A 26,258-nucleotide genomic window follows, 5' to 3' on the forward strand; every position below is an offset into this window, starting at 1 on the left:
GGCTATCTCGGCGCATGGTAGCCGGTTCCGGGAGGTGTTGGCAGTCCTGCCGGGCGTGCGGCTTTGGGCAGCAAGCCCGGACCGGGGAGGTCAGAAGGTGACGCAACAGGTCACATTGCCGGATGCGTCGCAAATTGCTGTGAGGGGGGTTCCAATCCTGAAGATTGGTGCCATGATTGCGCCGGGGAATGCTGGGGAGCATTGCTGGCACTGTTGGCACGCAACCTGCTTCGATCCACCCGCACAGGGCGCACGCCTCGCTCAACCGGCCTTCCGGTCAGGTAACGGCCCAGTGCCCTATCTATATTTCTACCTCTAGGGGATGTACTCATGAAGAAGCAGCAGGGCTTTACCCTGATCGAACTGATGATCGTTGTGGCGATCATCGCTATCCTGGCCGCCATCGCACTGCCGGCATATCAGGACTACACCGTCCGTGCCAAGGTGTCGGAAGGCATCGTGCAGGCTGACGCTGCCAAGTTGGCTGTTGCTGAAACCGCGCAATCGCAGGGTATTAAGGCAACCGCGGTGACGAATAACGACGCTGCTGGTTTCGTCAGCAAGGCCACCAATAATGTTGCCAGTATCACCATTGCGAACGGCGTCATCACCGTCGTGACCAAGTCCACCGGCGCAAAGGTTCAGCCGCAGCTGGTTCTGACCCCGTCGCAGGTTGATGAAGACTCCCCGATTACTTGGGCTTGCACCTATACCGCTGGTGAAGCCAAGCACGTGCCGGCTAGCTGCCGTACGAAGGGCGACGCCCCGGCCGGTGGCGGTGGCGATGGCACGACCTAATCGAATTTAGGCTTGAGAGGCCCGCCAATGGCGGGCCTTTTTTTTGCTAGTCGTATGAATGAACGGGGCGCTATATACTTCGCTTGCGATGTGCATGCCTATAAAGACGGCGGAGACCTAGTCGGGAAAATCATCTTGGGGAGATGAGAATGGCTGCGGAAAAAGGGTTTACCCTCATTGAATTGATGGTCACCGTTGCCATCATTGTGGTTCTAGCCGCGCTTGCCCTTCCTGCTTATCAGGATTACTCGGTCCGAGCGCGTGTCAGCGAAGCAATTGTCAGTCTCGGTGCGCAGAAAAATGGCGTGATGGAGAATTTTGTCGCCGATTCCGAGTTGACAGAGCATGTCTGCGCCGATATCACGTCAATGCGCGGTGCGACCACTAATGTTGCTTCTCTTAGTTGTACGGGTCAGGGGGTTCTTGTTGTAAAAACCACCTCTGCTGCGGGCTCTGTAACACTTACCCTCAGCCCGGAGTTGAATCCAGACCGGCTGATTGAGTGGAAATGCGCCTTGTCTGAGGGGAAGCCGTCGCATGTGCCTGTTGACTGTCGGACTTGAGTTGGGTTGAGCCGAATCGCGGGCAATGGGAGTAGTCGGACGCTTCTTGTTATGATCTTCCATGGCAAGGACGCTTGGTGCTGTTGTCACCATTACGTACCTGCCCGAACTTTGGAATTCCCCGCATGAATGCTGCACTGAACACTACCGCTAATCTTGTTGGCATTACCGGTATCGCCCGGCGCCTTGTACAGGACGGCGCGCTGGAAGAGGCCGCTGCGCGGGAAGCGATGGCCCAGGCAGCTGCGGCGCGTCAGCCGTTGCCCCAGTGGTTCGCGCAAAAGAAGCTGGTGACAAACGCACAGCTTGCAGCCGCCAATGCTGTCGAGTTCGGGATGCCATTGCTGGATGTATCGGCGTTCGACAACAACCAGAACGCCATGGGCCTGGTCAGCGAAGAACTGCTGCGCAAGCACCACGTCCTGCCGCTGTTCAAGCGCGGCGGCAAACTGTTCATCGGCACCAGCAATCCCACGCATTCGCTGGACGAAATCAAGTTCCACACCAATCTGGTGGTGGAGCCGATCCTGGTCGATGAAGACCAGATCCGACGCACCCTCGAGCAGTGGCAGTCCAAGCAGGACACGCTGGGATCAGCGCTTGGCACCGACGACGAGATGGGCGACCTGGACGTCTCCGCAGGAGACGAAGAGGGTGGCTCCATCGACTCCGGCGTCGACGCCAAAGGCGACGACACCCCGGTCGTAAAGTTCGTCAACAAAGTCCTCGTCGACGCCATCCGCAAAGGCGCCTCGGACATCCATTTCGAACCCTACGAAGACGACTATCGCGTGCGCCTACGCATCGATGGTCTGCTCAAGAACGTGGCCAAGGCCCCGGTCAAGCTCAACCAGCGCATCGCCGCGCGCCTGAAGGTGATGGCGCAGCTGGATATCGCCGAGAAGCGCGTGCCGCAGGATGGGCGCATCAAGCTCAACCTCTCCAAGACCCGCCAGATCGACTTCCGCGTCAGCACGCTGCCGACCCTGTTTGGCGAGAAGGTGGTGCTGCGTATCCTCGATGGCAGCGCCGCCAAGCTGGGCATCGACAAGCTCGGTTACGAGCCGGCCCAGCAGAAGCTGTTCCTGGATGCGATCCACAAGCCGTACGGCATGGTGCTGGTCACCGGTCCGACCGGCTCGGGTAAGACGGTCTCGCTGTATACCGCGCTGGGCATCCTCAACGATGAAACGCGCAACATCTCCACCGCCGAAGACCCGGTGGAAATCCGCCTGCCCGGCGTCAATCAGGTGCAGCAGAACGTCAAGCGCGGCATGACCTTCGCCGCGGCGCTGCGCTCGTTCCTGCGCCAGGATCCGGACATCATCATGGTCGGCGAAATCCGCGATCTGGAAACGGCGGAGATCGCGATCAAGGCGGCGCAGACGGGCCACATGGTGCTCTCCACGCTGCATACCAACGATGCGCCGCAGACCATCGCGCGCCTGATGAACATGGGCATTGCCCCGTACAACATCACCAGCTCGGTAACGTTGGTGATCGCCCAGCGCCTGGCGCGCCGGCTGTGCAACAACTGCAAGCGCCCGGTGGAACTGCCGGCCAATGCGCTGCTGGCCGAGGGTTTCACCCAGGCGCAGCTGGATGCGGGGATCAAGCTGTTCGAGCCGGTCGGCTGCGATGAGTGCACCGAGGGTTACAAGGGCCGTACCGGTCTGTACCAGGTGATGCCGATGACCGATGAAATTTCGACCATTGTGCTGGCCGGTGGCAATGCGCTGCAGATCGCCGAGGCCGCGCAGCTGGCGGGAGTGAATGATCTGCGCCAGTCGGCGCTGATCAAGGCCGCGGCGGGGGTGACCGGTCTGGCGGAGATCAATCGTGTGACCAAGGATTGAGCGGCGTCCGCAGATGAGAAAAGGCCCGCGCAAGCGGGCCTTTTGGTTTCTGGGGCGGTGGATCCAAAGCAGCCACCCATGGGGTGGCGCTACTCCATGCCGAGCTTTTTCAGCTTGTACCGCAACGCGCGGAAGGTGATGCCCAGCTGCGCCGCAGTACGCGTCTTGTTCCAGCGGTTTTCTTCCAGCGCCTTCTGGATCGCGGTGCGCTCCATCTGCTCGATGTAGGAGGGCAGGGCGCCATTGCCGGCCGGCAGATCGACCACCGCTTCCTCCTGGGTGGGCGGCGCATTGCCGGCACCGAAGCGTGGCGCGTGCTGGGGCAGGCGCAGGTCGCTGGCCCCGATGCGGTCTTCTTCGGCCAGGGCGAGGGCGCGCTCGAGGATGTTCTCCAGTTCGCGCACGTTGCCGGGGAAGTGGTACTGGGCCAGGGCTTCCAGCGCCGAGGGCGCCAGCAGCGGGGTCGGGCGGCCGTGGGTGCGGGCCAGCCGGGCCAGGATCGAGGCGGCCAGCGCGGGCAGGTCGCTGCGGCGTTCGCGCAGCGGTGGCACGCGCAGTTCGATCACGTTGATGCGGTAGTACAGATCGTGGCGGAAGCGGCCGTCTTCAACCAGTTCGCCCAGGTCCTTGTGCGTGGCCGAAAGGATGCGCACGTCCACCGGCACTTCGGTGGCGGCGCCGACCGGACGGATCGATTTTTCCTGGATCGCGCGCAGCAGTTTGACCTGCATCTGCAGGGGCAGCTCGGCCACTTCATCCAGGAACAGGGTGCCGCCGTGCGCGGCCTGGAACAGGCCGGGCTTGTCCGCATGGGCGCCGCTGAAGCTGCCCTTCTTGTGCCCGAAGAACTCGCTTTCCATCAGTTCGGACGGAATCGCGCCGCAGTTGACCGGCACGAAGGCGCCGGGGGCGCGCGCGCTCTGCGCGTGGATGGTGCGGGCGACCAGTTCCTTGCCGACGCCGGATTCGCCAAGGATGTAGACCGGCGCCTGGCTGCGCGCGACCTTGCCGATGGTGGCGCGCAGCACATCCATCGAGGGCGAATCGCCGAGCAGGCGTGCGGCCTGTTCCGGGGCGAGCGGCGCGGGCGCGGCGCGCTCGGTGTTGTTGAGTTCCAGTGCGTGCTTGACCAGGCCGCGCAGCACCGAGATGTCCACCGGCTTGCTGACGAAATCGAAGGCGCCGGCCTTCAACGCTTCCACCGCCAGGTCCATGCTGCCGAACGCGGTGATCATCGCCACCGGTGTGCGCGGGTAGTGCTGTGCGATCTCGGTGACCAGCTCGATGCCGTTGCCATCGGGCAGGCGCATGTCGGTGATGCACAGGTCGTACGGATTGCTGGCCAGCAGCTCACGGGCTTCGGCGAGGTTGGCTGCGGTGCTGATGCGCAGGCCCATGCGGCCCAGGGTCAGTACCAGCAGTTCGCGGATGTCACGCTCGTCATCGACGACGAGGGCGCTGCGGGTGTCATTCATAAGGAAGGAAGATAGCCGAGGGCGGTCGTTGGCGACAAATGTTTGACGGTGGCGTCCGGGTGTGCGCGGCTCATCCGGCCATCATCGTGTGGGGACCGGCCAGCACCAGCCGGAAACACGCACCGCCGGCAGGCACTGAGACGTACTCCAGCCGTGCCTGGTTGGCGCGGCACAGTTCGCGGGCGATATACAGGCCCAGCCCGGTGCCGTGCTCGGAGGTGGTGAAGAACGGGCGGAACAACTGGGTGGCAACCGTCTCGGGAATGCCCGGGCCGCGGTCCATCACATCGATGATGGCGGTGCGGTCCTGGCGCGCCACGCGCAGCCGCACGCGCGCCGGCTCTTCGGCCACGCGGCCGTACTTGAGCGCGTTGTGCACCAGCACGGTGAGGATCTGATGCAGGTGGCGCGGATCGACCAGGGCGTGCACCGAGGTCTCGCTGATGATCGGCTCCACGCTGTCGGTTTCCAGCGACAGGACCTGTTTGTACTCCAGCACGAAGCGGCGCACGAACGAGGCCAGATCCACGTTCTCCGGATTGGCACGCTCGCGCCGGGCCAGCCCGAGCACGCTTTCGACGATGCCGTTGGTGCGCTGGCACTGCTGGTTGATGATCTGCAGCAGGCGGCGGTCGGTGTCGCCGATATCGGTGGATTCTTCCAGCAGCTGGGCGGCGTAGTTGATTGCCGCCAGCGGGTTGCGGATCTCATGGGCCAGGCTGGCCGAGAAGCGCCCCATCGCCGAGAGCGTCAAGGACTCGGCACGCCGCGAGACCACGGTGGAGTCATCCAGGAACACCAGGGTGAGGTCGCTGCCGGCCAGCAGGCGGGCAAAGCGTGGCTGCACTTCGGGCTGGTCCGGCGAGAGCTGCAGGGGCATTTCTTCGTTGGTCCAGCCGTTGCGCCAGCGCAGCAGCCGGCGGCTCAGCTCGGGCGAGGCACTGCCCAGTTCCAGCTTGCCGCTGCCACTGTTGCCGTCGGCATCGCCGAGCAGGGTGGAGGCGGCTTCGTTGGCCAGGGTGATGCGGTTGGCGCCGTCCACCACGATCACGCCGGTGCGCATGCGGCGGATGATCAGCTCGTTGATCTGGAACAGGTTGGCCACTTCATCGCCGCGCTGGTTGGCCAGCTGCTGGTTCATGCGGGCGCGGTTGCCGACCTGGTAGCTGATGAAGGCGACGGCCAGATAGCTGGTGACGAACATGGCCAGCTCGGCCAGGGTGCGGGTCGGGTCGCCGCCTTCGAGCTGCTTCCAGAGGTACTCGCCGGCGGTGGCGGTGCTGGCGGCAGCGGCCAGGCCCAGCCCCATGCTCAGCGGCAGCAGGGTCGCGGCGGCGGCGATGTTGAACAGCAGCGACATCGAGATGCCCGCGCTGGCGCCCGGCAGGGCGTGGGCGAGCAGGGTGGCGGCGATGATGTCGGCGGCCACGCTCCACCCCACGATGGTGCGCAGCCAGCGCTCGTTGCGCCCGAACAGCAGCACCAGCACGGCCACCACCAGGTAGCCGCTGGCCACGATGGTCGCCAGCGTCGGGTGGTCCGCGGTGCCGACCAGGCCGCTCAGCGGGCTGAACAGCAGCGCGCCGATGACGGTGGCCATCAGCAGGCGGTACAGCGCGAAGAAATACAGCTCGCGCCGCGGTATCGATTCGATGCGGTCGATCAATGAAGCACTGGGTGACACGCCGGAACTCCCCTTCTGGCATGGGGGCAGTGTAGGGGGTCCGGCCGGGTTTGGGGGCAGGCGGCGGGGGCGGGGCGTGTGAAGGCCGGGCGGTGTGCGGGCGCCGGCCAGCTGCGCGGCCGTGCCACAGGGGCCCGGGTGGCCGTTCCCGGCCGCTGCCGCAACTGTCTGAAATTGCGTCGGAAACGCCTCCCCGCGCGTGTCTTGGGACTGACTTCTTTGCGCCCGCGCGCCGGGTCGTCCACAATAGTGGGCCCGCCGCGGTCCTTACCGGCGCCCCCGTGAGGGAGCCTTGGAGATGCGTGCGGTCGTTCCTATTCCCACGGTGACGCATGAATTTCCACGAATACCAGTCAAAACAGCTGCTTGCCGAGTACGGCATTCCCGTTCCGGCCGGCAAGGTCGCGGCTACCCCGGACGAAGCGGTTGACGCTGCCAACGCCCTGGGCCAGGGCCCCTGGATGGTCAAGGCGCAGATCCACGCTGGCGGCCGCGGCAAGGCTGGCGGCGTCAAGTTCTGCAAGACCACCGACGACGTGAAGGCCGCTGCGGCCAAGATGCTCGGCACCAAGATGGCCACCTACCAGACCGCAGGCGTTGAACTGCCGGTCAACCTGGTGCTGGTGACCACCGCCGGTGAGATCGTCAAGGAACTGTACCTGTCGGTGCTGGTTGACCGTGGCACCAAGACCATCACCTACATCGCTTCTTCGGAAGGCGGCGTGGAGATCGAGCAGGTCGCCGCTGAAACCCCCGAGCTGATCCACTCGCTCAACGTTGATTTCGTTGAAGGCGTGCAGGGTTACCACGGCCGTGATTTCGGCTTCAAGCTGGGCCTGACCGCCAAGCAGGCCGGCCAGTTCGCCAGCATCATGGTGAACCTGTACCGCCTGTTCAACGAAAAGGACCTGGCCCTGGTTGAAATCAACCCGCTGGCCATCCTGGACGACGGCAACCTGTACGCGCTGGACGGCAAGTTCGACAGCGACGACAACGCCGCGTTCCGTCAGAAGGCGCTCGTTGCCATGCGCGACAAGACCCAGGAAGACGAAACCGAAGTGACCGCTTCGGAGCTGGACATCAACTACGTCACCATGGACGGCAACATCGGCTGCATGGTCAACGGCGCCGGCCTGGCCATGGCCACCATGGACGTCATCAAGCTCAACGGCGGCGAGCCGGCGAACTTCCTGGACGTGGGCGGCGGTGCGAACAAGCAGCGCGTCATCGAAGCGTTCAAGCTGATCCTGTCCTCGGACAAGGTCGAAGGCATCTTCGTCAACATCTTCGGCGGCATCGTCCGCTGCGACATGATTGCCGAAGGCATCATCGCCGCGGTCAAGGAAGTGGGCGTCAAGGTTCCGGTCGTGGTGCGCCTGGAAGGCACCAACGTGGAAGAAGGCAAGCAGCTGCTGCGTGACAGCGGCATGGCCATCATCCCGGCCGACAACATCAACGACGGTGCCAAGAAGGTCGTCGCTGCTGTCAAAGCCGCCGCCTGATCCGACACCGAAGGAAATCCAATGTCAGTTTTGATCAATAAGAACACCAAGGTGATCGTGCAGGGCTTCACCGGCCAGCAGGGTACCTTCCACGCCACTCAGATGATCGAGTACGGCACCCAGGTTGTTGGCGGCGTGACCCCCGGCAAGGGCGGCACCACCCACATCGATCTGCCGGTCTTCAACACCGTTGCCGACGCCGTGCAGAGCACCGGCGCCAACGCCTCGGTCATCTACGTGCCGCCGCCGTACGCGGCTGACGCGATCCTGGAAGCGGCCGCTGCCGGCATCCAGGTCATCGTGTGCATCACCGAAGGCATTCCGGTGCTGGACATGCTGCGCGTCAAGAACGTGCTGACCCGTGCCCATCCGGACACCGTGCTGGTCGGCCCGAACTGCCCCGGCGTGATCACCCCGGGCGAGTGCAAGATCGGCATCATGCCGGGCCACATCCACATGCCGGGCAAGATCGGCATCGTGTCGCGCTCGGGCACCCTGACCTACGAAGCGGTCAAGCAGACCACCGAAGTCGGCCTGGGCCAGTCCACCTGCATCGGCATCGGTGGTGACCCGATCAACGGCCTGAACTTCGTCGACTGCCTCAAGCTGTTCAACGAAGATCCGCAGACCCTGGGCATCATCATGGTCGGCGAAATCGGCGGCGACGCTGAAGAAGCCGGTGCCGAGTACATCAAGAACCACGTGAAGAAGCCGGTCGTCGGTTTCATCGCGGGCGCCTCGGCTCCGGCCGGCAAGCGCATGGGCCACGCCGGTGCGATCGCATCGGGCGGCAAGGGCACTGCCGAAGGCAAGTTCGCCGCCATGGAAGCAGCCGGTGTTGTCACCGTCCGCTCGCCGGGCGACCTGGGCGCTGCCATCGCCAAGCTGGTCAAATAAGCCGCCGGCCGCACCCGCGGCCGACGCGCGGGTAGAGCTGACCGTTGGTCAGCTGCCCGTAGAGCCGACCGTTGGTCGGCTGCCGGTAGAGCCGACCGCTGGTCAGCTGCCGGTAGAGCCGACCGTTGGTCAGCTGCCGGTAGAGCCGACCGTTGGTCAGCTGCCCGTAGAGCCGACCGTTGGTCGGCTGCATCAAACAGAAAGGCCGCCTCCGGGCGGCCTTTCTGCGTTTCAGGCGATCCCCACCTTGGTGGGTACCAGCCGCTGACCGGTACGCACGCCACGTAGTGCCGGCCGTTGGCCGGCTCCTCATCGTGCTGCCGCCGAATGCGTGGTTGCCGGCCAGCGGCCGGCACTACAATGAGCGCAGTACACCTACAGGCTGGACCCCCATGACGTCGCTCCGCATTGCCCTGGCGCAGTTCGATTTTCCGGTTGGCGCAGTGGCGCAGAACACCGACACCATCATCGCCATGATCGCCGAGGCGCGCGATGAGTACGGTGCCGAGCTGGTGGTGTTCCCCGAGCTGGCGATCAGCGGCTATCCGCCGGAGGATCTGCTGCTGCGGCCGGGCTTCCTGTACGACTGCCAGCAGGCGCTGGAGCGCATCGCCGCAGCCACCACCGGCATCGCGGCCGTGGTCGGTTGGCCCCAGGCCGCCGGTGCGGTGGTCTACAACGCGGCCAGCGTGCTGCGCGATGGCCAGGTCGAACACACCTACCGCAAGCGCGAGCTGCCCAATTACGCGGTGTTCGATGAGCGCCGTTATTTCGATGTCGATCCGGACGGTGGCAGCTGCGTGTTCGAGCTGAAGGGCGTGCCGGTGGGCGTGCTGGTCTGCGAAGACCTGTGGTTCGCCGAACCGCTGGCCGATACCGTCCGTGCGGGCGCGCAGCTGGTGGTGGTGCCCAATGCTTCTCCCTACGAGCGTGGCAAGCATGCCCAGCGCGATGCGCTGCTGGCCGAGCGTACCCGCGAGAGCGGGGCGGCGATCGCCTACCTCAACGTGGTGGGTGGGCAGGACGCGCTGGTGTTCGATGGCGCCTCGGTCGTCGCTGACGGCGACGGCACGGTGCATCCGGCGGCTGCGGCCTTCACCGACCAGTGGCTGGTGGTGGATTACGACGCCGGCACCCGCCGCTTCCTGCCGCGCGAGTGGATCGACGACGGCGACGAGAGCATGGATGCACTGGCCTGGCGCGCGGTGACCCGCGGGATCCAGGATTACTGCCGCAAGAACGGCTTCAAGAAGGTCTGGCTGGGCCTGTCCGGCGGCATCGATTCGGCCCTGGTGCTGGCGATGGCGGTGGACGCGCTGGGCGCGGCCAATGTCACCGCGGTGCGGCTGCCGTCGCGTTACACGGCGGATATGTCCAACGACCTGGCGGCCGAGCAGTGCCGCGCGCTGGGCGTGAAACTGGAAGCGGTCTCGATCGAGCCGGTGTTCGAAGGGCTGATGGCCGCGCTCGGCCCGATGTTCGAGGGGCAGGCGGCGGATGTGACGGAAGAGAACCTGCAGTCGCGCAGCCGTGGTGTGATCCTGATGGCGCTCTCCAACAAGTTCGGCGGGCTGCTGCTGACCACCGGCAACAAGAGCGAGTACGCAGTGGGCTACGCGACCATCTACGGGGACATGTGCGGTGGCTACGCCCCGCTCAAGGACCTGTACAAGACGGAGGTGTTCGGGCTCTCCAAGTGGCGCAATACCGTGGGCGGCGCTCCGGTGATCCCGCCGGCGGTGATTTCCCGCCCCCCCTCGGCCGAGCTACGCGCCAACCAGACCGACCAGGACTCGCTGCCGGCCTACGATGTGCTCGATGGCATCCTGTACCGCTATGTGGACCAGGAGCAGTCGCGCGAGGAGATCGTGGCCGCAGGCTATGCCGCCGAGGTGGTGGACCGTGTGCTGCGCCTGGTGCGCACCAGCGAGTGGAAGCGCCACCAGGCCGCCCCGGGGCCGAAGGTCTCGCGCCGGGCGTTCGGGCGTGAGCGGCGGTACCCGATCAGCAATGGGTACAAGGGCTGAGACGCCAGCCGGTAGGCGCCGACCGTTGGTCGGCGCAGGGTTGGGGGCGAAGGGCGGCCGGGTGACCGGGGTGACCGCGGAGAGCAGCCGACCAACGGTCGGCTCTACCGGCGTCGCCGCCGGGGAATAAAAAAGGCCCCTTTCGGGGCCTTTTCTATTATTTGCGGTTCATCGTGGCGTTGCGTTCGCCGGTACTGGCGGACTTCTCGCCGGCAAACGGGTTCAGCTTGCGGACCATCCACGGGTACTTCGGCCACTTGCCCTGCAGCCAGGGGTGGTCGGGCTGGTTCAGCTCGAGCACGCGGCGGGCATCGTCGGCCAGGGTCTTGTTGCCCAGGTGGGTGTAGGCCTCGCCCAGGGCGGCCACGGCGTCATACTGGAACGCGCTCTGCGGGTAGTTCTCCAGCAGGAAGTTGGCGCGGCCAGCGGCCGAGACGTACGCCTCGCGGCGCAGGTAGTACAGGGCGTTGTCCAGCTCGTACTGGGCGAACACGTCGCGCAGGGCGATCATCCGCTGGCGCGCATCGGCGGCGTAGCGGCTGTTCGGGTAGCGCTCGGTGACGATGGTGAAATCGGCATAGGCCTGGCGCGGGCTCGACAGGTCACGGCGGCTCGGGTCCAGCGACCAGACGCGGCGCAGGAAGACCGTGTCGCGGTTGCCGTTGGCCAGGCCGCGCAGGTAGTACATGTAGGCGATGTTGCGGTGGGTCGGGTAGGTACGGATGAAGCGGTCCACGCTGGACACCGCGTCATCGTGCTTGCCGGCCTTGTACTGCGCGTAGGCGCTTTCGATCATGGCCTGTTCGGTATACGGGCCATACGGGTACTGGGCCACCAGGCGGCGGAAGCTGGCTTCGGCACCGCTCCAGTTCCCCCCTTCCATGAGCTTGTGGCTCTTCTCATAGAGCGTTTCGACCGGCAGGCCTTCATCCGGATTCTTGCCCTTGGTACCGCGGTGACAGCCGGTGGCGACGAAGAGCAGCACCAGCATCAGGGCGGCGAGGCGGACGGGCGCGGACAGCATAACGGAGCGTCGGATCATGGGGTCAGGGCGGGACGCGGCTGGAATACGAAGGGTCGATGATAGCCTAGTGGCCTGTCCCGCGACTGAAACTGGTCGCCCGGACCCCAAAATTGTCCCTATTGCGGTGTACCCCCATGTCCGATACCCCTGCTGATTCCGATTCCCCCCGCCAGGCCATCGTGCCCGATACCGCTGCCGGCCGGCGTTTCGACGCCGTCCTGGCCGAGCTGTTCCCCGAATTCTCCCGGTCCAAGCTGACCGAGTGGATCAAGTCCGGCGACGTCCTGCTGGACGGCGACACCGTGCGCGGGCGCGACCCGGTGCGCGGCGGCGAGGTGGCCAGCCTGCATGTCGTTCTCGACACCCAGACCCATGCCGAGCCGGAGGACATCCCGCTGGAGGTCCTGTACGAGGACGAGCATGTCTTCGTCATCAACAAGCCGGTCGGCCTGGTGGTCCACCCCGGCGCGGGCAACCCGACCGGCACCCTGGTCAATGCGCTGCTGTTCCGCGATCCGTCGCTGTCGGTGCTGCCGCGTGCGGGCATCGTGCACCGCCTGGACAAGGACACCAGCGGCGTGATGGTCATCGCCCGCACGATCCAGGCGCAGACCGCGCTGGTCGAGCAGCTCTCGGCGCGTGAAGTGCATCGCCAGTACCTGGCCGTGGTGGTGGGTGCGCTGGTCTCCGGCGGCACCGCCACCGCCGGTATCGACCGCCACCCGCGCGATCGCATCCGCATGGCCGTGCGCGAAGACGGCAAGGAAGCGATCACCCATTACCGCCTGCGCGAGCGTTTCCGTGCGCACACCGCGCTGGAGTGCCGCCTGGAAACCGGCCGTACCCACCAGATCCGCGTGCACATGGCGCACCTGCGTCACCCGATCATCGGCGATCAGCTGTATGGCGGCGCGCTGAAACTGCCCAAGGGCGCCAGCGAGGAGCTGGTCGCCGAACTGCGCGGCTTCAAGCGCCAGGCGCTGCACGCCGAAACGCTGGAGTTCGTGCACCCGATCACCGGCGAGAAGATCACCAACAGTGCGCCGCCGCCGGCCGACATGCAGGCGCTGCTGCACGCCCTGCGCGAAGACAGCAAGCGCTTCGCCGAGCAGGAACGCAACCGTCGCTGATGGAGCCCACCGTGCCCGTGCTGCGCGCCGACTGGCAGGCCCCGACCGGGGTCCATGCGCTGACCACCCTGCGCTACGGCGCGGGCGGTTCGGTGGCGCCGTTCGACCAGTTCAACATGGGCAACCGCTACGCCACCGAGGGCGATGACCCGGCGCAGGTGCAGCGCAACCGCGACCTGCTCGTGCCCGGGTTGGGCCTGCCCTCGGCGCCGCATTGGCTGCGCCAGGTGCATGGCACCGGCGTGCGGCGCTTCACCGCGCCGCCGACGGCCATCGGCGTGGAGGCTGAACCCACCGCCGATGCCGCCGTGACGTCGGTTGCGGGCGTGGTATTGGCGATCCTCACCGCCGACTGCCTCCCGGTGGTCTTCGCCGCACGCGAGGGCGGTGAGATCGGGGCCGCCCATGCGGGGTGGCGTGGGCTGGCCGACGGCATGCTGGAGGCCACCGTAGCCGCCATGCAGACCCCGGCCGCCCAGCTGCAGGCCTGGCTGGGCCCCGCGGCCGGGCCCGCGCTGTATGAGATCGGCGAGGACGTGTTCGAGGCGTTCGTGGAACGTGATGAAGGCGCTGCCACGGCCTTCGTGGCAACCCGGCCGGGGCACTGGAAGGTGGACCTGTATGCGTTGGCCCGCCGGCGGCTGCAATCGGCAGGGTTGGACCCGGTACACATCAGCGGCGGGCAGTACTGCACCCTGGCCGATCCGCAGCGGTTCTATTCGCATCGGCGCGACCGCCGCACCGGCCGCATGGCGACCCTGGCGTGGATCGCACCCTGACCGTTGGACAGACAGTGAGTGGCGCGGCCGACGCGGTCATCGTCTTCGACGGCGTCTGCGCCCTGTGCAACCGCTGGGTGCGGTTCCTGCTGCGCTTTGATACGCGTGGCCGCTATCGCTTCGCTGCGATGCAGGGCGTGCACGGACGCGCCCTGCTGCAGGCGCACGGGCTGGATCCGGAGGATCCGTCGTCGTTCCTGCTGCTTGAACAGGGGCGCGCATGGACGGACACCGATGCGATCCTCCGCGTGCTGACCGGCCTGGGCGGTGCATGGCGTCTGATGCAGGTGCTGCGCTGGCTACCCCGCAGGCTGCGCGACCGCGCCTATCGCGCGCTGGCGCGCAACCGGTATCGGTGGTTCGGTCGTTACGACACGTGTTTCCTGCCGACACCAGAGCAGGCGGCGCGGTTCCTGGACTGACGGGTGGGCGCGTTGCCGGCCAGCGGCCGGCACTACCGTAAACGTTCGCGCCATCCCCCGTCGTGCCGGCCGCTGGCGGGCATCACCCTTCCAGTGCCTGCAGATACGTCCGCCGCCAATGGTTGATGTCGTAGGTGCGCAGGTGCTCCATCATCGCCTGCCAGCGCTCCACGCGCTTTTTCAGCGGCATCGTCGCCGCCGTGGCGATCGCATCGGCGACGCCATCCAGGTCATGCGGATTGACCAGCAGCGCCTGCTTCAATTCATCGGCGGCACCGGCCAGCAGTGACAGCACCAGCACGCCCGGGTTCTCGGGGTCCTGCGAGGCGACGTACTCCTTGGCGACCAGGTTCATGCCGTCGCGCAGCGGCGTGACCAGGCCCACCGCGGCTGCCCGGTAGAAGCCGGTCAGCGTGGCATGGGTGAAGTTCTGGTTGACGTAGCGCAGCGGGGTCCAGTCCGGTGCGGCATGCCCGCCGTTGATGTGCCCGGCGATCTGTTCGAGCTGGCTGCGCAGCTGGCGGTACTCGGTGACATCCCCGCGCGAGACCGGGGCGATCTGCAGGTAGGTCAACGAGCCGTGCTGGTCCGGATGACGCTCCAGATACCGCTCGAACCCCTGGAAGCGTTCGGGCAGGCCCTTGGAGTAGTCCAGCCGGTCCACGCCGATCGCCAGCTGACGATTGCGCAGGCTGCCGCGCAGGTCCTTGACGGCGGGTTTGTTCGCCCCCGCTTTGGCCTGGCGGGCGATGAATTCGGTATCGATACCGATCGGGAAGGCCGCAGCGCGGAAACGCCGGCCGCCGGGTGCTTCCAGCTCACCGTCAGGCAGCACGCGGCCACCACCGAACAGGCGCACGTAGGACTGGAAGCGGTCCGCATCGCGCTGGGTCTGGAAGCCGACCAGATCGTAGGCGTACAGGCTGGAGAACAAACGCAGGTGATCCGGCAGCGCCTGCAGCAGATCGGCCGAGGGCATCGGCACGTGCAGGAAGAAGCCGATCCGGCAGCCGATGCCGCGCTCGCGCAGCAGCGAGGCCAGCGGGATCAGGTGATAGTCGTGGATCCAGACAATGTCGTCCTCGCGCAGCAGCGGCGCGAGTTTCTCGGCGAACAGCGCGTTGACCCGGCGGTACGTTTCGCGCGTGGCGCGATCGTAGTCGACCAGGTCCAGCCGGAAGTGCAGCAGCGGCCACAGCGTGCGGTTGGCGAAGCCGTTGTAGTAGCCATCCACGTCGCGCTTGTTGAGGTCCATGGTGACGTAGCGGATGTCACCGTCCACCTGCTCGTGCAGCGTGCCGCTGTTGTCGCGGGTGGATTTCCCGCTCCAGCCGAACCACAGGCCGCCACGCTCCTTGAGCGCGGCCAGCAGGCCGACTGCCAGGCCGCCGGCGCGGGATTCACCGGGAACGGCGACCCGGTTGGACACGACGACCAGGCGGCTCATGATGCCTCCTGCCAGCTGCGCGACAGGCGCATGGCGGCGGTGATCAGGCCCACGTGCGAATAGGTCTGCGGGAAATTGCCCCAGGCCTCGCCGCTGTCGAACGCAAGATCCTCGGACAGCAGGCCCAGGTGATTGCGGCGTTCCAGCAGCATCTCGAACATCTCGCGTGCTTCCTCCAGACGACCGATCGCGGCGAGCGCATCGATGTACCAGAACGTGCAGATGGTGAAGCTGGTTTCCGGCTCGCCGAAATCATCCGGCGCGACGTAGCGATACAGCGCGTTGCCGTGCTTGAGATCGCGGCCGATCGCCTCGACCGTGGCAACGAAGCGCGCATCGGTGGCGTCGATGAAGCCGATATCGGCCAGCAGCAGCAACGAGGCATCCAGGCGATGGCCGCCGAAGGTATCGGTGAAGTGGCCGAGTGCTTCGCTCCACGAGTCGCGCATGATGCGCGCATGGATGATGTCGGCGCGCTCGCGCCAATAGGTGGCGCGGTCATCCAGTTTCAAGCGCACGGCGATCTTGCACAGGCGGTCACACGCGGCCCAGCACATCGCACTGGTGTAGGTGTGCACTTCGGTGCGGCCGCGGAATTCCCACAGGCCGGCATCGGGCACATCGTGCAGGGTGAAGGCCTGCTCGCCGAGCGGCTCCAGCCGCGCGAAGGTGTGCGCATCGCCCGGGTCCTGCAGGCGGCGATCGAAGAACAGCTGGGTGGAGGCGAGCACCACGCTGCCGTAGACATCGTGCTGGCGCTGCACCCAGGCCAGGTTGCCGCGCCGCACCGGGCCCATGCCGCGATAGCCGGAGAGCGACGCGACTTCGGTTTCCTCCAGCTTGGCCTCGAAGCTGATGCCATACAGCGGTTGCAGGCTGCCATCGGCCGTGGCCAGGTTGAAGATGTAGCCGAGGAACTGCTCCATCGTGCGGGTCGCACCGAGACGGTTGAGCGTACGCACCACGAAGGCGGCATCGCGCAGCCAGCAGTAGCGGTAATCCCAGTTGCGGATGCTGCCGGGTGCTTCCGGAATGGAGGTGGTCATCGCGGCGATGATGGCGCCGCTGTCCTCGTACTGGCACAGCTTCAGCGTGATCGCGCTGCGGATCACCGCGTCCTGCCACTCCAGCGGGATCGACAGATAGCGCACCCATTCGCGCCAATAGTCACGCGTGCGCTGGAAGGATTCCTGCACGTAGCCACTGAGCGAACGGTTGAGCGATTCGTCCACCCCGAGCACCAGATGCACCGGGTGGTTCAGCACGAACGGCAGGCCATCGCGGACGAAACGCAGCGGCACATCGGTGGTCAGGCGCAGCACGTGGTCGGGAAGCACCCAGCGGATGTGGTTGCTGCCCCACGTGGCATCCGGGACGCGGGCGCCCCAGTCGGCCAGTGGACGCGCGCGCACGATGATGCGCGGGTTGCCGGACAGCGGCCGCACCTGGCGGATCAGGCTGACCGGTCGGTAGAAGCGGTCGTTCTGACGCCAGCGCGGCGCGAAATCGATGATTTCCAACGCACCACCGTGCTTGTCGCGCAGCACGGTGCGCAGGATGGCGGTGTTGGTCAGGTAGCTCTGTTCGCTGTCGACCATGTCCTCCAGCTCGATGCCGAAGTCACCGCCGTCCTGTTGATTGGGGCCGAGCAGGGCGCAGAAGGTCGGGTCGCCGTCGAAGGTCGGCAGGCAGCTCCAGACGACGCGCGCGTGCTTGTCGATCAGCGCGCCGAAGCTGCCATTGCCGACCACGCCCAGATTCAGATCGGGTTCGCTCATGATGCAGGAAGTCTCGTGTCATGCCGCGGCGGCACACCGGTGGGGGAGACCTGCGCGCGGCGTCAGGGGGCCTTGGGGTCAAGGCATCAGTAGGCATTCTCGCGAAGCCAGGCGTGCACGCTGCGTATCGTCGGCAGCGCGAACACCGCATCGCTGGGCTCGCGCGCACCGACCAGCACGCTCCAGCCATGCAGGTCGTTGGCCGCGCCGAAGCCGAATTCATCGGTGAGGTCATCGCCGACGAACACCGGCATGCGATCGCGGAACGGCGGCTGCAGCATCAGCTGCCGCATCGCACGGCCCTTGTCGCTGCCTTCGGGCAGAAACTCGATGACATGGTCACCGGGCTGCAGCCGGTAGCCGCCATGGCCACGGATATGCCGTTCGGCGAAGGCGCGCACGTCGTTGGCGGCGTGCGGGGCACCGCGCCAGTGCAGGGCCAGGCTGCGGCCTTTGTCCTCCACCAGTACGCCGGGATAGCCATGCGCGAAACGCATCGCCTGCTGGTGCAGGGCATGCAGCCACTCGCTGGTATCGGCAGAAGGATCGCTGCTCTGCGCGCGCTGCTCATGGTTGCGCAGCTCGTGGCCGTGCAGGCCGGCCGCAGGCAGGCTCAAGGGGGCGAAAAGTTTGTCCAGTTGCGCCAAAGGGCGCCCGCTGATCAGCGCGACCGCGCCATCCAGCCGGTCGCTGATGCGCCCGATCGCTTCACGCACATCGGGCAGCAGCGCGACCGACTCGGGGTCGTCCGCGAATTCGATAAGGGTGCCATCCACGTCCAGGAACAGCGCACAGGCATCGTCCAGCAGCGGCGGCGGCGGACGTTGGGGGAAGTCGTTGGCCATGTTGACCAACATGCCAGCGTGGATGTGATCGCCAGGTCATGGCATCACGCACGCGTCCTCCCCATTCACCACCGGTAGAGCCGACCGTCGGTCGGCTGCACCCATCAGGTAGAGCCGACCGTCGTCGGCTGCACCCCTCCGGTAGAGCCGACCGTTGGTCGGCTGCACCCCTCCGGTAGAGCCGACCGTTGGTCGGCTGCCCCATCAGAACGTATACCGCACGCGCCCGTAGTAATACGCGCCATTGCTGCCGATCGGTGACAGCACGTCGTACGGCAGGTTACCGAAGTAGTAGATGTCGTCGTTGGACAGATCCGAGTAATTGTCGGTCAGGTTCTGCCCACCCACCGCCACGCTCCACTGCGGGGTGATCTTGTACTCCACTTCGGCATCCAGCTGCCACTCGGCGCCGTAGGTCTGGCGCGGGATGTAGCCATCGCCGAAGTTGAACACACGGGTCACGCTGCCATAGCGGCTCAGACGGCTGGTCAACGACCAATGATCGTCGGCCCAGCTGGCGGCCAGGGCAGCGCGGGTGCGCGGGGTGGCATCGGTCAGCGTATTGGTTTCTTCCACGCCGAACAGCACGTAATCCGGATCCAGCGCGAGCAGGCCCGGCGGCGTGGCGAGCACGTTCTTCAGCGTGGTCTTGGTATAGGCATAGGTGCCAGTCAGCACCAGTTCGCCGCCACCCAGCGACTGCCGCCAGTTGCTCACCAGTTCCGCACCGCGGGTGCGGGTATCGGCGGCGTTGACGAAGAAGCTGGCGCTCTGCAGGCCGGCCACGCCGAACTGCTGCTGCACGTAGTCGGTCAACGCATCACCGGTGATGCTCTCCGACAGCGCGATGCGGTCATCGATGTCGATCTGGAAGAAGTCCAGCGAGACATCGAAGTGGTCGCCGATGCGGCTGGTGAAGCCCAGGCTGGTGTTGAGCGACTTCTCCGGCTTCAGATCGGTGGCACCCAGGCCACGCGCGATCGGATTGTTGACCGACAGCACGCGGCCCTGCACCAGCTGGCCGGCGGCGTTGTAACCGGTGGAGGTGGATTCGTAGCCGATCTGCGCCAGCGACGGGGCACGGAAGTTGTTGGAGATCGCACCGCGCAGCGCGAAGGCCGGGGTGAATTCATAGCGCAGACCGAGCTTGCCGGTGAGCTCACCGCCGAAGTCATCGCTGTGCTCGTAGCGCGCCGCCAGATCGCTGGAGAAATGCTCGCCGAACTGGCTGGAGAGGCTGGCGTAGGCGCTGGCGACATCGCGCGACAGCGAGGTCGCATCCTGCGGGGTCAGGCCGCCACCGGCCTGCGAGCCGGTCGGGCGATCCGTGAACGGGCCGGCAGCATAGCTGCTCGGGTCACCGGGGCGGGTTTGGTAATGGTCGCGGCGCGCTTCCAGGCCCAGGCCCAGGCTGTGGGTGATGCTGTCGCCCTGCGAGAACACGCGGCCGAGGTCGAAGTTCGCCACCGTCAGCTCGTTGCGGTAATCACCGGTCTTGAAGCGGGTCGGGCTGGTCGGGCCCAGCGAGGCGTTGAGCGAGTTGCGCAGGCGGTAGGTAAACGTGTTGACGCCGTAATCCAGGCTCGCGTCGTAGTTCCACTCGCCCCACTGGCCCTTCGCGCCGGCCACGGCCTGCACGTCGCGGTTCTCGCCTTCGGAGATCGGGCGGTAGCCGTTGGGGTAGATCTGCGCCCAGTTGGCGTCGCTGTCCGGGTAGCGGAAGTAGTTCGCGCCTTCGCTGTCGCGCTGGTTGAAGGTGGCGAAGCTGTAGAAGGTGGAGGTCTCACCGAACGGCAGCTGCGCGTTGTACCAGGCGTTCAGATCCTTGGTCTTGCCATCGCCGAGCACGTAGTTGCGCTTGCCCTGCAGGGCCAGGTTGGTCGGGGTCTGGTCCCACGGCGGAATCTGGTCGAAGCCGGCGCGGTTGGTGCCCTCGTGATTCTTCAGCTCCAGGCCGACCCGCAGGAAGCCGCCGTTGTCACCCAGCGCGGTGCCGACCTTGGCGCTGGCGTAGCTGGTCTGGCCATCGGTGAGGGTGCGGTCGATCGGCTTGAGATCGGTGTGGTTGGCGCCGAAGCTGGCTTCGAACGCGCCACCTTCCGGAGCGTCATCCAGGATCACGTTGATCACGCCGGCCACCGCATCCGAGCCATACAGCGCGCCGGCGCCATCGCGCAGCACCTCGATGCGCTTGATCGCGCTGACCGGGATCGCGTTGAAGTCGACCGGGGTGGTGCCCTTGCCGATCTTGCTGTCGGTGTTGACCAGCGCGCTGCTGTGGCGGCGCTTGCCGTTGACCAGCACCAGCACCTGGTCTGGCGAGAGCCCGCGCAGCTGGGCGGCACGGATGTGGTCGGCACCGCCGGAGTTGGACTGGCGCGGGAAGTTGAACGAGGGCAGCAGCGCCTGCAGCGCGCTGCCCAGTTCGCCATTGACCACACCGGCCTTGCGGATGTCCTCGGCGGTGAGCACGTCCACCGGCGAGGTGGATTCCAGCACGGTCCGGTCCACGGCGCGGGTGCCGGTGACGATCACGGTGTCCAGCGTTTTGGCGGTGTTCGGCGCGTCCTGCGCAAGTACGTCCTGGGCCAGCAGGGGGGAGGAGAGGACGAGCGCGATGGCAAGGCCAAGGCGCGACGCGGACGGACGGGACATGCGGACTCCAGCAGAACGACGAGGGGGAGGAACGGGGGAGGGGGGGACCGGCGTTGCCGCCTAATGGCCGGCGCTACCAATCCATCCGGATGAAGCGATATATTATCTTCGCGTGATGTCCCTGTGTGATGCAAGTCCCATCGGGGTGGTTATCAGCAGATAGCCGTTGGCGATCTGCGCCGGACCCGGATGTCCGGCACGCTCCTTCCCCTGCCTGTCCCTGTGTTTCCGGAGAGTTGTCCATGTCGTTCCGCGCCATTCTGTTTGCCCTGGTCCTGGCCACCAGCGGCTGTGCCACTGCCGCCCCGGCCGCCAAGCCGACCCCGCCCGCCACCGCCACGGCCACCCTGCAGGGCGACGCCGCGCGCCCGGATACCGCCGCCGGCTGGGTCCGCAGCGAGCTGTACTTCGGCGTGGGCGAAGAAACCGGCGTGGCTGACCGCCCGCAGACCGAGGGCATCAGTGACGCGCAGTGGCGCGCCTTCCTCGACAAGGACGTCACGCCGCGCTTCCCGGACGGCCTGACCGTGTTCGACGCCTACGGCCAGTGGCTGTTCCGCGGTGCGCCCGAGCCGAATCGCCTGCGCACCAAGGTGCTGGTGGTCCTGCACGAGAACACCCCGCAGCGCCGCGCCGATATCGAAGCGATCCGGCTGGCGTGGAAGCAGGCCACCGGGCACCAGTCCGTGCTGTGGGCACAGCAGGCGGTTGAAGTATCGTTCTGAGCCAGGGCGCCGCGGTGGCGCTGCACGGAGCGATGATGAAACACAGGGATGCGATGCTGGCCGCGGTGGTGATGGGCCTGGCGGCAACGTGCGCGCACGCGCAGGATGCCGACCAAGCCCGGCTTCAGCTGGAGGTGGCCGCCGGCGTGCAGGCGCAGGCGACGCTGCAGGACGGCGGCGGCATCGCTGTCGTGCTGGCACCGTCGGGCAAGCGTCAGGTGCTGCCGGGCGTGGCCGATGCGGATGGCAACGTGCGCCTGTCGGCGGAGGACGTCGATTTCGATGGCCACCCGGAGCTGGTGGCGCGTGCCTCGGTCGGCATGGTCAACGAAGCGGTGGCGGTGTATCGCTTTGATCCGGCGCGACAGCAGCTGGTCGCATTGGAGCCGATCTCCACAGAAGGCGCGCAATGCGGTGGCCTGATGGGCCTGACCGTGGATGCAACGACGCGCACCCTGAGCAGCAGCTGCCGCGGTGGCCCGATGTGGTACGTGGACCAGTACCGCTACGACGGTGCGCGCCTGTATCTGTACCGCGCCGAGCGCCTGCTGATGCTCGACGATGTGCTCGAGCCTTACGTGTTCATCAAGCAGACCGCCGACAGCGGTCCGCTGGCGGTCTGGAGCACCTTTGATCCTGACGGCAACGTGCTGGAGACCGCCATCGGCGATGGTCTGGAGACGCCGCGTGCCGGGTCGCCGCTGCGGCGCATTTCCGGTCATGTGATGGTGGCGCGGCTGCCCCTGTACAGCCAGCCCGGTGATGCCACGACCCAGCGGTATCTGGTACGCGATGACCGCGTGGAACTGCTTGATGAGCGCGATGGCTGGGTGCAGGTGCGTTATGACAATCCCACGCGGGGCGCGGTGCTGGGCTGGGTGAACACGCAGCCGTGATCGGGCGCTGCCACGGGTAAACCTACATGAGTGTCACTTGCCCGGGACTAGGCTGACCCTTCCCCCTCGTCGTGGAAGCATGTCATGAGCAAGCGCGTTGCCGAGATCGTGGTTGAAACCCTGCAGGCCGCTGGTGTCCGTCACTGTTACGGCATCGTCGGCGATACCCTCAACTACGTCACCGATGCCATCCACCACAGCGAGATCGAGTGGGTGCACATGCGGCATGAGGAAGTGGCCGCATTTGCCGCCGGTGCCGAGTCGTTGATCAGCGGGCAGCTCACCGCCTGCGCCGGTTCGTGCGGCCCCGGTGGCCTGCATTTCATCAACGGCGTGTTCGAGACCAACCGCAACCGCGCACCGATGGTGTTGATCGCCAGCCAGATAGTCACCGCCGAACTGGGTATGGAGTTCCCGCAGGAAGTCGATTTCAAGGCGGTGTATGGCAGCTGCAGTGTGTTCTGCGAACAGGTACAGAGCGCCGAGCAGGCGCGCCGCGTAGTGACCCTTGCCTGCCAGGCGGCGATCAGCCGCCGCGGTGTGGCCGTCGTCATCCTGCCCGCCGACATCAGCGAAGCCGAGGTCAAGCACGATGTGCCGTTCTCGGTGCACTACACCCAGCCGGTGTTGCGCCCCTCGGACGACGAACTGCAGCGCATCGCCGCGCTGATCGGCGAGGGCAAGCGGATCGGCATCTACGCCGGCGCTGGCTGCGAGCATGCGCACGATGCGCTGGTCGCCCTCGGCGCCCGGCTCAAGGCGCCGATCGCGCATACCTCGCGCGCGAAGGATTTCGTGGAGTACGACAACCCGTACAACATGGGCATGACCGGCATCTTCGGCATCGAATCCGGGTATCACACGCTGATGGCCTGCGACACGCTGCTGCTGCTCGGTGCGGACTTCGCGTGGGGCCAGTACTACCCGGACAAGGCCACGCTGATCCAGGTGGATCGCGATGGCAGCCATCTTGGCCGCCGTCACCCGGTGAACCTGGGCGTGGTGGGCGATATCGGCCCGACCCTGGAGGCGCTGCTGCCGTTGCTGCCCGAGCGCGAGGACCGCAGCTTCCTGGACGAATGCCAGGAGCATCGCGTAAAGGCGCTGGCCACGCGGGCCAAGGAAGAGCAGCCGGGCGAGGGTGAGCTGATCCACCCGCAGCACCTGACGGCACTGATCGACCGGCATGCCGCCGACGATGCCTTGTTCACCGCTGACGGCGGCTCGCCGATGGTCTGGATCCTGCGCCATATCCGCGTCAATGGTCGCCGCCGCACGCTGACCAGCCTGCTGCACGGCACGATGGCCAACGCGATGCCGCAGGCGCTGGGCCTGCAGAAGGCCTACCCGGGCCGGCAGGTGATCTCGCTGTCCGGTGATGGTGGCCTGGCGATGCTGCTCGGCGACCTGCTCACCGCCGTGCAGGAAAACCTGCCGATCAAGGTGGTGGTCTACAACAACAGCTCGCTGAACTTCGTGGAGCTGGAGCAGAAGGTCGAAGGCCTGCTGGACAACTACACCGACCTGAAGAACCCCGATTTCGGCCGGCTGGCCGAGGTGATCGGCTTCTACGGGCGCACGGTCACGCGCTCGGAAGACCTGGAGCAGGCCGTGCAGGACATCCTGGCCCATCCCGGCCCGGCGCTGCTGGACGTGCACACCAGCCCGACCGAACTGGTGATGCCGCCGCAGGTGGAAGCCAAGCAGGTGGCCGGTACTGCCCTGTACGCCGCCAAGGCGCTGCTGAGCGGGCGGGTCGGGGATGTGCGGGACCTGCTGGCCAACAACTTCCTCAACAAGCCCTGATCCTCACGCCAGCGGCCGGCACTACCGCACGGTGACGCGTTCCATCGGCGGACGTTTCCCGGCGTTCCATTCATGCGCCTGTTACTGGGGGCGGGGAGGCCCTACCATCGGCTACCCCTCCCCACGGCCGCCCTGCGCATGTCCGCCACTGCTCCCGTCCCCACCGGACGCCCCCGCTGGTTCGTTGCCGGCGATCTCAACGGCTTCTTCGGCCTGGTGGTCGACAATCTGTCGATCCTCGGCTTCATCGCGATGGCGCTGGTCGGCATCTTCCAGTTCCCGGCCGATGTGGTGTTCGGCCGCATGTTCCCGGGCACCGCCTTCGGCGTGCTGGTCGGCAACGTGCTCTACACCTGGATGGCCCGGCGCCTGGCGGCGCGCACCGGCCGTGACGATGTCACCGCGATGCCGCTCGGCCTGGATGCGCCGACCAGCATCGGCATGGCGCTGCTGGTGCTCGGCCCGGCCTTCCTCGCCTTCAAAGGGCAGGGCTTGGCACCGCACGATGCCGCCATCGCCACCTGGCAGCTGGGCATGGCCTCGCTGGTGATCATGGGCGTGCTGAAGGTGATCCTGTCGTTCTTCGGCGAAGCGGTCACCCGCGCACTGCCGCGTGCCTCGCTGCTCGGCTCCATCGCCGGTATCGCGATCGTGCTGATGGGCTTTCTGCCGCTGCTGGAAACGCTGCGCTCGCCGATCGTCGGCTTCGTCACGCTGGGCCTGCTGCTGTACGTGCTGATCGCCAAGCGCACGCTGCCGATCCGCGCCCCCGGCGTGCTGGTCGCGTTCGTGTTCGGCACGATCCTGTATTACGGCCTCGGGCTTGCCGGGCTGGGCGCACCGGGCTTCAAGGTGCCCGAGTGGGTGCCGCCGCAGGTGGTGCTGCCGTGGCCGACGCTGGGCTTCATCGACGGCCTGCCGACCGCGATCACCTACCTGCCGCTGCTGCTGCCGTTCGGCCTGCTGATGGTGGTGGGCGGCATCAACGTCTCGGAGAGTGCGCGCGCGGCCGGTGACGATTACCGCACCCGCGACATCCTGCTGGTGGAAGCCATCGCCACGCTGGTGGCCGGCTTCTGCGGCGGTGTGGCGCAGACCACGCCGTACATCGGCCAGCCGGCCTACAAGCACATGGGCGCCCGCAGCGGCTACACGCTGCTGACGGGCCTGTTCGTCGGCATCGGCGGCATGCTGGGCGTGATCTCCGGGCTGGTGCAGTGGCTGCCGCTGGCCGTGCTGGCCCCGATCATCGTGTACGTGGCGATCGACATCACCACCCAGGCCTTCCAGGCCACGCCGCGCGAGCACGCCGGCGCGATGGTGCTGGGCTTCCTGCCCTCGGTGGCGTACCTGCTGGCGATCAAGGCCCCGGGCTGGATCGCACCGGAACAGCTGGCGGCGATGACCTCCACCCTGGACGGGCATGGCCTGCCGGAGCTGGCGGTGATCTTCACCCTGGGCAATGGCTTCATCATCACCTCGATGCTGTGGATCGCGGCGGTGGTGGCGATGATCGACGGGAAGCTGCTGCGCGCCTCCGGATTTCTGCTGGTGGCTGCGGCGCTGACGCTGTTCGGCCTGATCCACTCGGTGGACCCGCGCGGTGGCATCTACCTGCCGTGGCAGTTGGAAGGACTGCCGAAGATCATCAGCTGGCAGTTCACCGGCGCCTATGTGGCGCTGGCCGGGTTGCTGGCGCTGTTGTCGCTGCAGAAGCAGCCTGCGGAGCGGACGTAACGCCCCGGTAGTGCCGGCCGCTGGCCGGCTGCTTTTCCTTGCGCTCACGACCCACGGTCGTGAGCTACCGAATGGGCCGGTCCGCTGCGGAGCCGGCCAGCGGCCGGCACTACCGGCTCACGACCAAACCTGCGCTCACGACCAACGGTCGTGAGCTACCGGGTGGCAACGGTCGTGAGCTACCGGGTGGCAACGGTCGTGAGCTACCGGTG

21 protein-coding genes are annotated in these 26,258 nt (G+C 66.5%); 13 read left to right on the top strand and 8 right to left on the bottom strand.

Features of this window, described 5'->3' with window-relative positions; genetic code table 11:
* Positions 1 to 330: 330 nt before the first annotated feature.
* From ABE483_RS16345 to pilB, 3 genes are all read left to right on the top strand, one after another.
* Positions 331 to 798, top strand: coding sequence for a pilin (locus ABE483_RS16345; RefSeq protein ID WP_346482045.1), 468 nt, complete (start codon positions 331 to 333; stop codon positions 796 to 798).
* A gap of 149 nt (positions 799 to 947) precedes the next feature.
* On the top strand, positions 948 to 1,361 hold the full coding sequence (locus ABE483_RS16350) for a pilin (RefSeq protein ID WP_346482046.1): 414 nt from the start codon (positions 948 to 950) through the stop codon (positions 1,359 to 1,361).
* Between the two features lie 125 nt (positions 1,362 to 1,486).
* Positions 1,487 to 3,217: a type IV-A pilus assembly ATPase PilB gene (gene pilB, locus ABE483_RS16355; RefSeq protein WP_346482047.1), complete on the top strand. Its 1,731-nt coding sequence runs from the start codon at positions 1,487 to 1,489 to the stop codon at positions 3,215 to 3,217.
* 89 nt (positions 3,218 to 3,306) lie between these two features.
* On the opposite strand, the gene ABE483_RS16360 is transcribed toward pilB, so the two are convergent.
* Both ABE483_RS16360 and ABE483_RS16365 read right to left on the bottom strand, forming a co-directional pair.
* A complete protein-coding gene (locus ABE483_RS16360; protein WP_121039246.1) occupies positions 3,307 to 4,692 on the bottom strand; it encodes a sigma-54 dependent transcriptional regulator in 1,386 nt (461 codons plus the stop codon).
* Between the two features lie 70 nt (positions 4,693 to 4,762).
* Positions 4,763 to 6,376: an ATP-binding protein gene (locus ABE483_RS16365; protein ID WP_346482048.1), complete on the bottom strand. Its 1,614-nt coding sequence runs from the start codon at positions 6,374 to 6,376 to the stop codon at positions 4,763 to 4,765.
* A gap of 332 nt (positions 6,377 to 6,708) precedes the next feature.
* Between ABE483_RS16365 and sucC the strand changes: the two genes are divergently transcribed.
* Both sucC and sucD read left to right on the top strand, forming a co-directional pair.
* Positions 6,709 to 7,878 (top strand): ADP-forming succinate--CoA ligase subunit beta, encoded by a 1,170-nt coding sequence (gene sucC, locus ABE483_RS16370; RefSeq protein ID WP_313210085.1) that lies wholly within the window; start codon positions 6,709 to 6,711, stop codon positions 7,876 to 7,878.
* Positions 7,879 to 7,899: 21 nt separating this feature from the next.
* Positions 7,900 to 8,775, top strand: a complete 876-nt coding sequence (gene sucD / locus ABE483_RS16375) for a succinate--CoA ligase subunit alpha (RefSeq protein ID WP_137190155.1) — start codon at positions 7,900 to 7,902, stop codon at positions 8,773 to 8,775.
* Here sucD and ABE483_RS16380 read toward each other — a convergent pair.
* Positions 8,768 to 8,968: a hypothetical protein gene (locus ABE483_RS16380; RefSeq protein ID WP_346482049.1), complete on the bottom strand. Its 201-nt coding sequence runs from the start codon at positions 8,966 to 8,968 to the stop codon at positions 8,768 to 8,770. The genes sucD and ABE483_RS16380 overlap by 8 nt on opposite strands.
* A 199-nt stretch (positions 8,969 to 9,167) precedes the next feature.
* On the opposite strand from ABE483_RS16380, the gene ABE483_RS16385 reads away from it, so the two are divergent.
* On the top strand, positions 9,168 to 10,802 hold the full coding sequence (locus ABE483_RS16385; RefSeq protein WP_313213006.1) for an NAD+ synthase: 1,635 nt from the start codon (positions 9,168 to 9,170) through the stop codon (positions 10,800 to 10,802).
* Between the two features lie 157 nt (positions 10,803 to 10,959).
* On the opposite strand, the gene ABE483_RS16390 is transcribed toward ABE483_RS16385, so the two are convergent.
* On the bottom strand, positions 10,960 to 11,844 hold the full coding sequence (locus ABE483_RS16390) for an outer membrane protein assembly factor BamD (RefSeq protein ID WP_088433876.1): 885 nt from the start codon (positions 11,842 to 11,844) through the stop codon (positions 10,960 to 10,962).
* 116 nt (positions 11,845 to 11,960) lie between these two features.
* On the opposite strand from ABE483_RS16390, the gene rluD reads away from it, so the two are divergent.
* From rluD to ABE483_RS16405, 3 genes are read left to right on the top strand one after another with little or no spacing between them, the layout of a single operon-like run.
* Entirely contained in the window at positions 11,961 to 12,956 is a 996-nt protein-coding gene (gene rluD / locus ABE483_RS16395) for a 23S rRNA pseudouridine(1911/1915/1917) synthase RluD (RefSeq protein WP_123730367.1), read from the top strand.
* A complete protein-coding gene (gene pgeF, locus ABE483_RS16400) occupies positions 12,956 to 13,735 on the top strand; it encodes a peptidoglycan editing factor PgeF (RefSeq protein WP_346482050.1) in 780 nt (259 codons plus the stop codon). The genes rluD and pgeF overlap by 1 nt, the downstream gene beginning before the upstream one ends.
* A complete protein-coding gene (locus ABE483_RS16405) occupies positions 13,732 to 14,157 on the top strand; it encodes a thiol-disulfide oxidoreductase DCC family protein (protein ID WP_346464017.1) in 426 nt (141 codons plus the stop codon). The genes pgeF and ABE483_RS16405 overlap by 4 nt, the downstream gene beginning before the upstream one ends.
* Positions 14,158 to 14,239: 82 nt before the next feature.
* On the opposite strand, the gene otsA is transcribed toward ABE483_RS16405, so the two are convergent.
* The 4 genes from otsA to ABE483_RS16425 all read right to left on the bottom strand — a co-directional run bounded on the left by otsA (position 14,240) and on the right by ABE483_RS16425 (position 20,882).
* Positions 14,240 to 15,604 carry an alpha,alpha-trehalose-phosphate synthase (UDP-forming) gene (gene otsA / locus ABE483_RS16410; protein ID WP_313213011.1) on the bottom strand — a complete coding sequence of 455 codons (1,365 nt, stop codon included), beginning with the start codon at positions 15,602 to 15,604 and terminating at the stop codon, positions 14,240 to 14,242.
* Positions 15,601 to 17,382 carry a glycoside hydrolase family 15 protein gene (locus ABE483_RS16415; protein WP_346482051.1) on the bottom strand — a complete coding sequence of 594 codons (1,782 nt, stop codon included), beginning with the start codon at positions 17,380 to 17,382 and terminating at the stop codon, positions 15,601 to 15,603. Before ABE483_RS16415 ends, otsA begins: the two co-directional genes overlap by 4 nt.
* A gap of 86 nt (positions 17,383 to 17,468) precedes the next feature.
* Entirely contained in the window at positions 17,469 to 18,227 is a 759-nt protein-coding gene (gene otsB / locus ABE483_RS16420; protein ID WP_088433909.1) for a trehalose-phosphatase, read from the bottom strand.
* A 204-nt stretch (positions 18,228 to 18,431) separates the two neighbouring features.
* A complete protein-coding gene (locus ABE483_RS16425; RefSeq protein ID WP_346482052.1) occupies positions 18,432 to 20,882 on the bottom strand; it encodes a TonB-dependent receptor in 2,451 nt (816 codons plus the stop codon).
* A gap of 242 nt (positions 20,883 to 21,124) precedes the next feature.
* Here ABE483_RS16425 and ABE483_RS16430 point away from each other — a divergent pair, with 242 nt between their 5' ends.
* The 4 genes from ABE483_RS16430 to ABE483_RS16445 all read left to right on the top strand — a co-directional run bounded on the left by ABE483_RS16430 (position 21,125) and on the right by ABE483_RS16445 (position 26,046).
* Positions 21,125 to 21,607, top strand: coding sequence for a DUF3574 domain-containing protein (locus ABE483_RS16430; RefSeq protein WP_313219712.1), 483 nt, complete (start codon positions 21,125 to 21,127; stop codon positions 21,605 to 21,607).
* A 35-nt stretch (positions 21,608 to 21,642) separates the two neighbouring features.
* Positions 21,643 to 22,503, top strand: a complete 861-nt coding sequence (locus tag ABE483_RS16435; protein ID WP_313219713.1) for an SH3 domain-containing protein — start codon at positions 21,643 to 21,645, stop codon at positions 22,501 to 22,503.
* Positions 22,504 to 22,587: 84 nt separating this feature from the next.
* Positions 22,588 to 24,309, top strand: a complete 1,722-nt coding sequence (locus ABE483_RS16440) for a thiamine pyrophosphate-dependent enzyme (protein WP_346482053.1) — start codon at positions 22,588 to 22,590, stop codon at positions 24,307 to 24,309.
* Positions 24,310 to 24,447: 138 nt separating this feature from the next.
* Complete coding sequence (locus ABE483_RS16445; protein ID WP_313212525.1) at positions 24,448 to 26,046, top strand: hypothetical protein; 1,599 nt, start codon at positions 24,448 to 24,450, stop codon at positions 26,044 to 26,046.
* Positions 26,047 to 26,258 lie beyond the last annotated feature (212 nt).

Origin of the sequence: Stenotrophomonas sp. TWI602, from assembly GCF_039674045.1 — a bacterium.
Classification (GTDB): Bacteria; Pseudomonadota; Gammaproteobacteria; order Xanthomonadales; family Xanthomonadaceae; genus Stenotrophomonas.